This is a genomic window from Pantoea sp. X-Soil-MYKO-1785 (assembly GCF_059730675.1).
Genome location: NZ_AP036000.1, coordinates 2,783,749 through 2,795,401 on the forward strand (window position 1 = coordinate 2,783,749; position 11,653 = coordinate 2,795,401).

Annotated in this window: 6 protein-coding genes; 4 read left to right on the forward strand and 2 right to left on the reverse strand. The window is 59.9% G+C overall.

The window, feature by feature from the left end; translation table 11 throughout:
* Positions 1-46 precede the first annotated feature (46 nt).
* Positions 47-1,399, forward strand: coding sequence for a molecular chaperone (gene yegD / locus AC6I8D_RS13350; protein ID WP_497820334.1), 1,353 nt, complete (start codon positions 47-49; stop codon positions 1,397-1,399).
* A 60-nt stretch (positions 1,400-1,459) separates the two neighbouring features.
* Here yegD and AC6I8D_RS13355 read toward each other — a convergent pair whose 3' ends face one another.
* Both AC6I8D_RS13355 and AC6I8D_RS13360 read right to left on the reverse strand, forming a co-directional pair.
* The gene (locus AC6I8D_RS13355) at positions 1,460-2,803 is read right to left on the reverse strand and encodes a carbohydrate porin (protein ID WP_497820683.1); all 1,344 of its coding nucleotides are present in this window, start codon (positions 2,801-2,803) and stop codon (positions 1,460-1,462) included.
* A 211-nt stretch (positions 2,804-3,014) separates the two neighbouring features.
* Positions 3,015-3,974: an aldo/keto reductase gene (locus tag AC6I8D_RS13360; RefSeq protein WP_497820684.1), complete on the reverse strand. Its 960-nt coding sequence runs from the start codon at positions 3,972-3,974 to the stop codon at positions 3,015-3,017.
* 240 nt (positions 3,975-4,214) lie between these two features.
* Between AC6I8D_RS13360 and AC6I8D_RS13365 the strand changes: the two genes are divergently transcribed.
* The 3 genes from AC6I8D_RS13365 to mdtC are packed head-to-tail and all read left to right on the forward strand — an operon-like array spanning position 4,215 to position 11,649.
* Positions 4,215-5,456, forward strand: a complete 1,242-nt coding sequence (locus AC6I8D_RS13365; RefSeq protein WP_497820335.1) for an MdtA/MuxA family multidrug efflux RND transporter periplasmic adaptor subunit — start codon at positions 4,215-4,217, stop codon at positions 5,454-5,456.
* Positions 5,456-8,578, forward strand: a complete 3,123-nt coding sequence (locus AC6I8D_RS13370) for an MdtB/MuxB family multidrug efflux RND transporter permease subunit (RefSeq protein WP_497820336.1) — start codon at positions 5,456-5,458, stop codon at positions 8,576-8,578. The genes AC6I8D_RS13365 and AC6I8D_RS13370 overlap by 1 nt, the downstream gene beginning before the upstream one ends.
* Entirely contained in the window at positions 8,575-11,649 is a 3,075-nt protein-coding gene (gene mdtC, locus AC6I8D_RS13375; RefSeq protein WP_497820337.1) for a multidrug efflux RND transporter permease subunit MdtC, read from the forward strand. The genes AC6I8D_RS13370 and mdtC overlap by 4 nt, the downstream gene beginning before the upstream one ends.
* Positions 11,650-11,653: the final 4 nt, after the last annotated feature.

Sequence of the window (11,653 nt, forward strand, 5' to 3'; positions counted from 1 at the left end):
AAAGCTGCGCTAAAGTCGCCCCCTTTTTTCCGGCATGGGGGCCAAAATGTTCATAGGATTCGATTACGGCACGGCTAACTGTTCCATAGCCGTCAGTGAAAATGGCGCGCCGCGTCTGTTAACGCTGGAAAACGGTCAGCGCCTGCTGCCGTCGATGATCTGTGCGCCTACCCGTGAGTCGGTCAGTGAATGGCTCTATCGTCATCATCAGGTGGCGACGCCCGACAGTGAAACCACCGCCCTGCTGCAGCGCGCCCTGCGTTTTAACCGCGAAGAAGATATCGAGGTACTGCCCAACAGCGTGCAGTTTGGTCTGACCGCGCTGCAGCATTACATGGTCGACCCGGAAGATGTCTGGTTCGTAAAATCCCCCAAATCCTTTCTCGGTGCCAGCGGTCTGAAACCGCAGCAGATCGCCCTGTTTGAAGATCTGGTCTGCGCCATGATGCTGCACATTCGTCAGCAGGGCGAAAGCCAGCTCGATCAGCCGATCGATCAGGCGGTGATTGGCCGTCCGATTAACTTCCAGGGCTTAGGCAGTGAAGAGGCCAACCAGCAGGCGCAGGGTATTTTACTGCGTGCCGCACAGCGGGCCGGCTTCCGCGAGGTAGAGTTTCAGTTTGAGCCAGTAGCGGCCGGTCTGGATTTTGAAGCCACCCTGCAGCAGGAGACCCGGGTGCTGGTAGTGGATATCGGCGGCGGGACCACCGACTGTTCGATGTTACTGATGGGACCGCAGTGGCGCGACAAAGCCGATCGCCGCGAAAGCCTGCTGGGCCACAGCGGCTGCCGCGTCGGCGGGAACGATCTCGACATTATGCTGGCGTTCAAAACGCTGATGCCGCTGCTCGGTCTCGGCGGTAACACCCAGAAAGGCATCGCCCTGCCCGCCCTGCCGTGGTGGAATGCGGTCGCGATCAACGATGTTCCGGCGCAAAGCGAATTTTACAGCGCCGCCTGCGGTAAGTTGCTGCGCGATTTAGTCCGTGACGCGGAACAGAGTGACGTCGTCGCTCGCCTGCTGAAAGTGTGGCAGCAGAAGCTGAGTTATCGTCTGGTTCGGGCTGCTGAAGAGAGCAAAATCGCGCTGTCAGATCGCGCGGAACATGCGGCGTCGCTCGACTTTATTGCCGGATCGCTGCAGGCCGATCTCAGCGTCAACCTGCTGCAGGAGGCGATCAACCAGCCACTGGAGAAAATCCTTGAGCAGGTCCAGCTGGCGCTGGCCACCAGCCAGATCAAGCCTGATGTGGTCTACCTGACCGGCGGCAGTGCGCGCTCGCCGCTGCTGCGTGCGGCACTGCAGCAGACGCTGCCTGACACGCCGATTGCCGGCGGCGATGATTTCGCCTCGGTAACCGCCGGTTTAGCCCGCTGGGCAGAAGTGATGTTCCGCTAAGCGTGATCTCGCAGCAAAAAAAACGGCGCCCAACGGCGCCGTTACTGTTTTGACAGCCGATCAGAACGCGATATTGGCGCTGATGCCGCCGATAAACGCATCTTTCACTTCGCTGACCGCGCCAGGCGCCACCACATACTGCAGGTTCGGGCGCAGCGACATCCAGTTGGTCACTTTTGCGTTGTAATAGACCTCGTAGTTATACTCCGAGCCATCCTGAATCGGCAGATAGGTCGGGCTGTCAAAGCTGCTCTCGCCGTTAGCCTGATTCTGCTGACGCAGCGAGCGGGTGTAGTCGCTGTTGACGTGAATACGCGCCGCGCCTACGCCAATTTCATCATCAGGACGCGCATCAAACGGCCCTTTCCAGGTAAAGGCGATCGACTGGTAGTTGTCGGTTTTAGAGGTTTTGTGATCGTTCATCACCGCCTGAACCCGCACGCCCAGACCGCGATTCACATCGCCATCCTGCGCCGTCAGCTGTTGCTGCAACAGCAGGTAGCCACCATAGGCGTGATCCTGATCCTGATACGCGCCGTTGCGCCAGCTGCCATAGACATCGCCATTAGCTGAAGAGTAGTAATAGCCGATGCGGTAGTTACCCGGCAGCTTTTGCGCGCCCAGCGTCGGTTTCCAGCCCAGTTCGACCGGCACCAGATTGCCTTCAGAATTGCTGGTATCCAGACGGAAGCCGTCGCCGCGATCGTAGTTAGCCCGGTTCTGGTTATAGAATCCCACCTGGAAGAAAACTTCCGGGGTGATATTCAGTTTGATGCGGCCGCCCCACTGGGAGACCGGCCAGTTAAACCAGCGGTCACCGCGCCAGTTACCGGCCTGGCCGCTGCCCAGCGCCAGGTTCTGGAACAGATTGCCGTCGAAGTTATCGAAGTCCTCACCGACCGTCACCCGGCCAGCTTTCAGATCGACCACGTCGTTAAACAGCCCTTTGCGCAACCAGAACTGGGTCAGACGCCAGGTCTGGCCACGACCATAAACTTCCTGCACCGAAGAGAGCATGCCGGTGCGCTTGTCCGCGACCTGGTCGGACAGGTTTTGTCCGTCACGGTTAGTGATGGTCATCTGGAATTCTGCATCCTGCCAGTCCAGCAGTTTTTCCAGATCGAAATTGGTGCCGAAGGTCCACTGATCGCTGTAACGCATAGTGGTGTTGGTATCGGCGCCGCCGCCTAAGTTGGCCGCGCTTTCCATGGTGTAATTAACGTCAAATTTAATGCCGTCGTTCTGCAACTGCGTTCGGTAACCACCCCAGTCACCAAACATCCACTCTGAATCAGGGCTCAGCGCGTCAGCGGCCATCGCCTGGCCGGTTAACATTGCCAGAATCAGACTGCCGGTTGCCACACGGCGCAGCGGAAAACGCTGCTCTGTTTGTTTGTTTTTCATCATGCTTATTCTTATGTGATTTACGGGAAAAATGACCCGCAGAGGATAGTGCTGAGGAAAGTTCAATTTTTGTAAATACGTGCGCACGATTAGTCAACTAACCAGTTTATTCGCGCAAATGTGAGCTGGATCTCAGAGTGGTTACTGTTTCAGCAGCGGAGGCGAAATATGAAGGGTTTAGCGCAAAACGGGGCGCAGCGGCCCCGTTCTGTTAGCGGCTGGCGTCGGCCAGCTGGTCAATCTGCTGCGGCGTCAGCGTAAGCCGGGTCGCCGCCGCCAGTTCGTCGAGCTGGGCCAGCGAGGTGGCGCTGACAATCGGCGCGGTGATGCTGGGACGGGCGATTTGCCACGCCAGCGCCACCTGCGTCGGCGAGACCTGATGCGCCTCAGCAATGGCATCCAGCGCCGCCAGAATCTTCAGGCCACGCGGGTTAAGGTATTTTTCCACCACGCCCTGGCCGCGCTGACTTTTGCTGGCATCAGCCGGCTGGCGGTATTTGCCGCTCAGGAAACCGCTGGCCAGCGAATAGTAGTTAATCACGCCCAGCCCGTGCTGGCTGACCACCGGCTCCAGCTCTGACTCATAAGGCTGGCGATCGTAGAGGTTATATTCCGGCTGCAGGGTGTCATAACGCGCCAGCCCTTCCGCCTCGCTGATCTCCAGCGCCTGCTGCAGGCGAGCCGCACTGTAGTTAGAGGCACCGATGGCCCGCACTTTGCCCTCTTTAATCAGGCTGTCGAAGGCGCTTAGGGTCTCGGCCAGCGGCGTGTCCTGATCGTCACGGTGCGCCTGGTAGAGATCGATATAATCGGTTTGCAGCCGACGCAGCGAGTCTTCCACCGCCTGCCGGATATACTGCGGTTTTAGTCCGGTTTTCTCCGGCGAAAGCTCCATCCCGACCTTAGTGGCCAGCACGATACTGTCGCGTTTGCCGCTTTTCTTCAGCCATTCGCCGATAATGGTTTCTGATTCGCCGCCTTTATTGCCCGGCGCCCAGCGTGAGTAAACATCGGCGGTGTCGATAAACCACAGCCCTTTTTCCACCAGCGCGTCCAGCAGCGAAAACGAAGTGGGCCGATCCACGGTCCAGCCAAACACGTTGCCACCAAACGTCAGTAGCGGCACAGCAATGCCGCTGTCGCCTAACTGTCGGGTTTCATTCTGACTCATCATCTGCTCCTTCATGGTGTCTCGAAACGGTCTGTCACTGAGCATAGCAAAGCGAAACGGTTTCTTTATGACGATTGTGGTGTGATTAATGTCAGAAAAGGCATACTTACCCCGCCCTGACAGATATCCTTATTTCCTTCAACTTTTGCCCGTCAGAGGCGACTACAATCTGTCGTTTGCAGGCTACCCGTTTGATGCCTGCGCCTGGGACTACATCACTGCTGGAGAGCAAGCAAAATAATGAGCACCCGACATCCTGTTATGAAAAAGAGCCTGATTGTGCTGGTGGTGATTGCCGCTGCCGTCGGCGGATATTACTGGTGGCAGCACTCTGCTGAGCCTCAGGCCGACCAGCAGAGTGGCGCACGCGCGCCGCGTGGCAAAGACAAAGGCGGCGCTGACGGCGCGCGTCGTCCGCTGGCCCCGGTTCAGGCCGCCAGCGCCACCAGCCAGAGCGTCCCGCAGTACCTGAGCGGATTAGGCACCGTCACCGCCGCCAATACCGCCACGGTGCGCAGCCGGGTTAACGGCGATCTGCTGGCGATTCACTTTACCGAAGGCCAGCAGGTCAAAGCAGGCGATTTGCTGGCAGAAGTCGATCCGCGCCCGTATCAGGTAGCCTTAACCCAGGCCCAGGGCCAGCTGGCTAAGGATCAGGCCACGCTGGCGAACGCCCGCCGCGACCTGGCGCGTTTCGAAAAGCTGGCGAAAAGTTCGCTGGTGTCGCAACAGGAGCTGGATACCCAGCGCTCGCTGGTCAGTGAAACCCTCGGCACCCTGAAAGCCGACCAGGGCAGCGTCGCCAGCGCCCAGCTTAATCTGACCTACAGCCGGATTACCGCACCGATCGCCGGCCGGGTCGGTCTGAAGCAGGTTGACGTCGGCAACTACGTCACCAGCGGTGATACCACCGGCATTGTGGTCATCACCCAGACCCAGCCGATTGACGTGGTGTTCACCCTCGCCGAAAACAACATCAGTCAGATTCTGCAGGCGCAGAAAAGCGGTGAGCCGCTGCTGGTTGAAGCCTGGGATCGCAGCAATCAGGCGCTGATTGCCAGCGGTAAACTGCTGAGCCTCGATAATCAGATTGATGTCACCACCGGCACCATTAAGATCAAAGCGCGCTTCGATAATCAGGACGATGCGCTGTTCCCCAATCAGTTCGTTAACGTCCGGCTGAAGGTCAATACCCTGCAGGATGCGGTGGTTATTCCGGCCGCCGCGCTGCAGATGGGCAATGAAGGCCACTTCGTCTGGGTGGTCAACAGCGATAACAAAGTCAGCAAGAAAAGCGTGATTGCCGGCTTGCAGGATAGCCAGAAAGTGGTGATCAGCGCCGGGCTGGAAGCGGGTGAACGGGTGGTGACCGATGGCCTGGATCGCCTGACCGAAGGCGCGAAAGTTGAGATTGTCGCGGCGCAAAGTACCGCACCGCGCAGTAGCCGTGCGGCGCTGCCGTCGAAGGGAGAGCGTGAGTAATGCAGGTAATGCCTCCCGATCACAGCGGTGGACCGTCGCGCCAGTTTATTCTGCGTCCGGTAGCCACCACGCTGTTGATGATTGCCATTCTGCTGGCAGGCGTGCTGGGCTATCGCTTCCTGCCGGTTTCGGCGCTGCCGGAAGTTGATTATCCGACTATTCAGGTGGTCACCCTCTATCCGGGTGCCAGTCCGGATGTCGTCACCTCATCCATTACCGCACCGCTGGAGCGTCAGTTCGGTCAGATGTCGGGCCTGAAGCAGATGGCGTCGCAGAGTTCGGGCGGCGCATCGGTAGTGACGCTGCAGTTCCAGCTCAGCCTGCCGCTCGACGTGGCGGAACAGGAAGTGCAGGCAGCGATTAACTCCGCCACCAACCTGCTGCCCAACGATCTGCCCAACCCGCCGGTCTACAGCAAAGTGAACCCGGCCGATCCGCCGATCATGACGCTGGCCGTTACCACCCGCAGCATGCCGCTGACCCAGGTTCAGGACATGGTGGAAACCCGGGTGGCGCAGAAAATTTCTCAGGTCAGCGGCGTCGGGCTGGTGACCCTGTCCGGCGGTCAGCGTCCGGCGGTGCGGGTCAAAATGAACGCCCAGGCGCTGGCGGCGCTTGGCCTGACCAGCGAGACGGTGCGTACCGCCATCAGCGACGCCAACGTCAATTCGGCTAAAGGCAGCCTGGATGGGCCGACGCGCTCGATTACCCTGTCGGCCAACGACCAGATGAAATCGGCGGAAGATTACCGTCAGTTGATCATCAGCTACAACAACGGCGCGCCGGTGCGGTTGGGTGACGTCGCCACCATTGAGCAAGGCGCAGAGAACAGCTGGCTGGGTGCCTGGGCCAACCGCGACGCCGCGATTGTGCTCAACGTGCAGCGTCAGCCAGGTGCCAACATCATTGCTACCGCCGACAATATTCGCGCCATGCTGCCCGCGCTGACGGCGGCGTTGCCAAAATCGGTCGAGGTCAAACTGCTGACCGACCGCACCACCAATATCCGCGCCTCGGTCAGCGATACCCAGTATGAGCTGATACTGGCGATGGCGCTGGTGGTGATGATCATCTACCTGTTCCTGCGCAACGTGCCCGCCACGCTGATTCCGGCAGTTGCGGTGCCGCTGTCGCTGATCGGCACCTTTGCGGCGATGTATTTTCTCGGCTTTTCGATCAACAACCTGACCTTAATGGCGCTGACCATCGCCACCGGCTTTGTGGTCGATGACGCGATTGTGGTGATTGAGAATATCTCCCGCTACATCGAAAAAGGGGAAAAACCGTTAACCGCGGCGCTGAAAGGCGCAGGCGAAATCGGTTTTACCATCATCTCCCTGACCTTCTCACTGATTGCGGTGCTGATCCCGCTGCTGTTTATGGGCGATGTGATTGGCCGCCTGTTCCGCGAGTTTGCCGTGACGCTGGCGGTGGCGATTCTGATCTCGGCGGTGGTCTCGCTGACCCTGACGCCGATGATGTGCGCCCGGATGCTGAGCGCCGACTCGCTGCGTAAGCAGAACCGTTTCTCACGCGCCAGCGAAGCGATGTTTGAGCGCATCATTGCGGTTTACGGCCGCGGTTTACGCCGGGTGCTTAATCATCGGTGGCTGACCTTATCGGTCGCGCTTGGCACCCTGGTGCTGACCGTGCTGCTGTGGATGATGATTCCGAAAGGCTTTTTCCCGCAGCAGGACAACAGCATTATTCAGGGCACGCTGCAGGCACCGCAGTCGGTCTCCTACGCCAGCATGGCCGAGCGCACCCGCGATGTAGCTTCAATCATCATGAAAGATCCGGCGGTGCAGAGCATGACCTCGTTTGTCGGGGTGGACGGCACCAACGCCTCGCTGAACAGTGCGCGTCTGCAAATCAACCTCAAGCCGCTCGACCAGCGTGAGGACCGGATCCCGGTGATTCAGCAACGGCTGCAACAGCAGGTCAGCGAGATTCCGGGGGTGCAGCTATGGCTGCAGGCGGTACAGGATCTCACCATTGATACCCAGGCGAGCCGCACGCCCTATCAGTTCACGCTGCAGTCGGGTTCGCTGGCCTCACTTTCTACCTGGGTGCCGGCGCTGCTGGCCGAGCTGAATACCCTGCCGCAACTGCGGGATGTCAGCAGCGACTGGCAGGATCAGGGGCTGGAAGCCTATATCAATGTCGATCGCGCCAGCGCCAGCCGGCTGGGTATCAGCATGGCGGACGTGGATAACGCGCTGTATAACGCCTTTGGTCAGCGCCTGATCTCCACCATTTATACCCAGGCCAATCAGTATCGCGTAGTGCTGGAGCAGGACAACCGCGCCACGCCGGGCCTGCAAAGCCTGGAGGGCATTCGTCTGGCCAGCAGCGACGGCGGCAGCGTACCGCTCAGCACCATTGCCCGGATTGAACAGCGTCATACGCCGCTCAGTATCAACCATCTCGATCAGTTCCCGTCGGCGACCTTCTCGTTCAACGTGGGTGACGGCTATTCGCTGGAAGATGCGGTCAAAGCGGTATCGCAGGCAGAAGCGCAGCTCGGTATGCCCGCCGAAATGATGACTCAGTTCCAGGGCAGCACGCTGGCGTTTGAAGCGGCGCTGAGCAGCACCGTCTGGCTGATTGTGGCGGCGATTGTAGCGATGTATATCGTGCTCGGGGTGCTGTATGAGAGCTTTATCCATCCAATCACCATACTGTCGACGCTGCCAACCGCGGGCGTCGGGGCGCTGCTGGCGCTGATGCTCAGCGGCAACGAGCTGGATATTGTGGCGATCATCGGCATCATTCTGCTGATCGGTATCGTGAAAAAGAACGCCATCATGATGATCGACTTCGCGCTGGCGGCTGAGCGTGAACAGGGGATGCAGCCTTACGATGCTATCTATCAGGCCTGCCTGCTGCGTTTCCGGCCGATTCTGATGACCACGCTGGCGGCGCTGCTGGGCGCGTTACCGCTGATGCTCAGTACCGGGGTCGGCGCGGAACTGCGTCACCCGCTGGGGATTGCGATGGTCGGCGGTCTGATTGTCAGTCAGGTGCTGACCCTGTTTACCACGCCGGTGATCTACCTGCTGTTTGATCAGCTGGCGCACGCCACCCGCCGTCGCCTCGGCCGCACGGAGGCCGCAGAGTGAAGTTTTTTGCCCTGTTCATTCATCGGCCGGTCGCCACGACCCTGCTGACGCTGGCGATTGCGCTGGCCGGCATCCTCGGTTTTCGCCTGCTGCCGGTGGCACCGCTGCCGCAGGTCGATTTTCCGGTGATCGTGATTTCGGCCTCGCTGCCTGGCGCTGCGCCGGAAACCATGGCCTCGTCGGTCGCCACGCCGCTTGAACGCTCGCTGGGCCGCATCGCCGGGGTGAGCGAAATGACCTCCACCAGCTCACTCGGCAGCACCCGCATCATTCTGGTGTTCGATTTCGACCGTGACATCAACGGCGCGGCGCGTGATGTGCAGGCAGCGATTAACGCGGCGCAAAGCCTGCTGCCTACCGGGATGCCGTCGCGCCCGACGTATCGCAAAGTGAACCCTTCAGATGCGCCGATTATGATCATGACGCTGACCTCGGACAGCTACAATCCGGGACAGCTGTATGACTACGCCTCGACGCAGCTGGCGCAGAAACTGTCGCAAATCGAGGGCGTCGGTGACGTCACGGTCGGCGGCAGCTCGCTGCCCGCGGTCCGCGTGGCCCTCAATCCACAGGCGCTGTTTAATCAGGGCGTGTCGCTGGATGCGGTGCGCACCGCCATTTCCAACGCCAATCAGCGACGGCCGCAGGGCGCACTGGATGATTCGCAGCAGCGCTGGCAGTTGCGTACCAACGATGCGCTGCAGACCGCCAGTGAGTATCAGCCGCTGATAGTGCATTACAACAACGGCGCGGCGGTCAGGCTGTCGGACGTGGCGACAGTCGAAGACTCGGTTCAGGACGTGCGCAACGCCGGGATGTCGCGCGGTAAACCGGCGGTGCTGCTGCTGATCCGCAAAACGCCTGAAGCAAACGTCATCGATACGGTGGACCGCATCCGCGCCGAAATGCCGCTGCTGCACGAGGTGATCCCGGCCGCTATCGATCTGCAGATCGCTCAGGATCGCTCACCCACCATTCGGGCCTCGCTGCATGAAGTGGAGCAATCGCTGGTGATCGCCGTCGCGCTGGTGATCCTGGTGGTGTTCGCCTTTTTACGGTCGGGTCGCGCCACGCTGATCCCGGCGGTGGCGGTGCCGGTTTCACTGATTGGCACCTTCGCCGCGATGTACCTGTGCGGCTTCAGCCTCAACAACCTGTCGCTGATGGCGCTGACCATCGCCACCGGCTTTGTGGTCGATGATGCGATTGTGGTGCTGGAGAACATCGCCCGCCACGTCGAGGCGGGAATGAAACCGCTGCCCGCGGCGCTGAAAGGGGTACGTGAAGTCGGCTTTACCGTGCTGTCGATGAGTCTGTCACTGATTGCGGTCTTCCTGCCGCTGCTGATGATTGGCGGGCTGATTGGCCGCTTCTTCTCCGAGTTTGCCATCACCCTGTCGGTGGCGATTGTGATCTCACTGTTTATCTCGGTGACCCTGACGCCGATGATGTGTGCATATCTGCTGAAACCGTCGGCACCCGGCAGCCAGCCCCGTCGGCATGGCTCGGGCCGGCTGCTGCTGGCGATTCAGCAGGGCTATGGCCGCTCGCTCAACGTGGTGCTGAACCATGCCCGCTGGGTGCTGCTACTGTTTTTCGCCACCATCGCCCTCACCGTGTGGCTGTTTATCAGCATCCCGAAAACCTTTATGCCGGAGCAGGACACCGGCCGGCTCTCCGGCTTTATCTCGGCCGACCAGAGCATTTCGTTTCAGGCGATGCGCAGTAAGCTGCAGGATTTTATGCAGATCGTCGGTGCCGATCCGGCGGTAGAGAGCGTGGTCGGCTTTACCGGTGGGATGCGCACCAACAGCGGCTCAATGTTTATCTCGCTGAAACCGCTGTCAGAGCGCAAAGAGAACGCGCAGGCGGTCATCGCCCGGCTGCGGGTTAAACTGGCGAAAGAGCCGGGTGCTAACCTCTACCTGAATGCGGTGCAGGATCTGCGGGTCGGCGGCCGTGAATCGAATGCCGGTTATCAGTACTCGCTGCTGTCGGACGATCTCGACGACCTGCGCAGCTGGGAGCCGAAAATCCGTCAGGCGTTCGCCGCCCTGCCGCAGCTGGCGGACGTCAACTCCGATCAGCAGGATAAAGGCAGCGAAATGGCCCTGACCTACGATCGTGAAAGTATGGCGCGACTCGGTATTAACGTCGCTGAAGCGAATGCCTTGCTGAATAACGCCTTTGGTCAGCGTCAGATCTCTACCATTTATCAGCCGCTTAACCAGTACAAGGTGGTGATGGAGGTCGATCCACGCTACACCCAGGATATCAGCGCCCTGTCGCAGATGTTTGTTATCAACAGCGAAGGTAAAGCGATTCCACTGTCGTGGTTTGCGCACTGGCAGCCCGCCAACGCCCCGCTGTCGGTCAATCATGAAGGGCTTTCTGCCGCCTCGACCATCTCGTTTAACCTGCCGGAAGGGGTGTCGCTGTCGCAGGCATCCGAGGCAATTGATCGCACCATGACCTCGCTCGGGGTGCCCTCCAGCGTACGCGGCAGTTTTGCCGGTACTGCCCAGGTGTTCCAGCAGTCACAGAGCAGCCAGCTGTGGCTGATGCTGGCGGCGATTGGCGCGGTCTATATCGTGCTGGGGATGCTGTATGAGAGCTATGTCCATCCGCTCACCATTCTGTCGACGCTGCCGTCGGCCGGGGTTGGCGCACTGCTGGCGCTGGAGTTGTTCGATACGCCGTTCAGCCTGATTGCGCTGATCGGCATTCTGCTGCTGATCGGCATCGTGAAAAAGAACGCTATTATGATGGTAGATTTTGCCCTTGAAGCACAACGCAACGGCCAGCTCAGCGCGCGCGAGGCGATTTTCCAGGCCTGCCTGCTGCGCTTCCGGCCGATTCTGATGACCACGCTGGCGGCGCTGTTTGGCGCGCTGCCGCTGGTGCTGACCAGCGGTGACGGCGCGGAACTGCGGCAGCCGCTCGGCATTACCATCGCCGGCGGCCTGGTGATGAGCCAGTTGCTGACGCTCTACACTACGCCGGTGGTCTACCTGATGATGGATAAGCTGCGGCGTAAAAAGCGTCCGCTGGCGCTGGCGCAACAGCAATAACGGG

Excerpts from the sequence above, each read along its gene's own strand:
- yegD (WP_497820334.1), top strand. The coding sequence starts at position 47 with ATGTTCATAGGATTCGATTACGGCACGGCTAACTGTTCCATAGCCGTC.
- AC6I8D_RS13355 (WP_497820683.1), bottom strand. The coding sequence starts at position 2,803 with ATGAAAAACAAACAAACAGAGCAGCGTTTTCCGCTGCGCCGTGTGGCA.
- AC6I8D_RS13360 (WP_497820684.1), bottom strand. The coding sequence starts at position 3,974 with ATGAGTCAGAATGAAACCCGACAGTTAGGCGACAGCGGCATTGCTGTG.
- AC6I8D_RS13365 (WP_497820335.1), top strand. The coding sequence starts at position 4,215 with ATGAGCACCCGACATCCTGTTATGAAAAAGAGCCTGATTGTGCTGGTG.
- AC6I8D_RS13370 (WP_497820336.1), top strand. The coding sequence starts at position 5,456 with ATGCAGGTAATGCCTCCCGATCACAGCGGTGGACCGTCGCGCCAGTTT.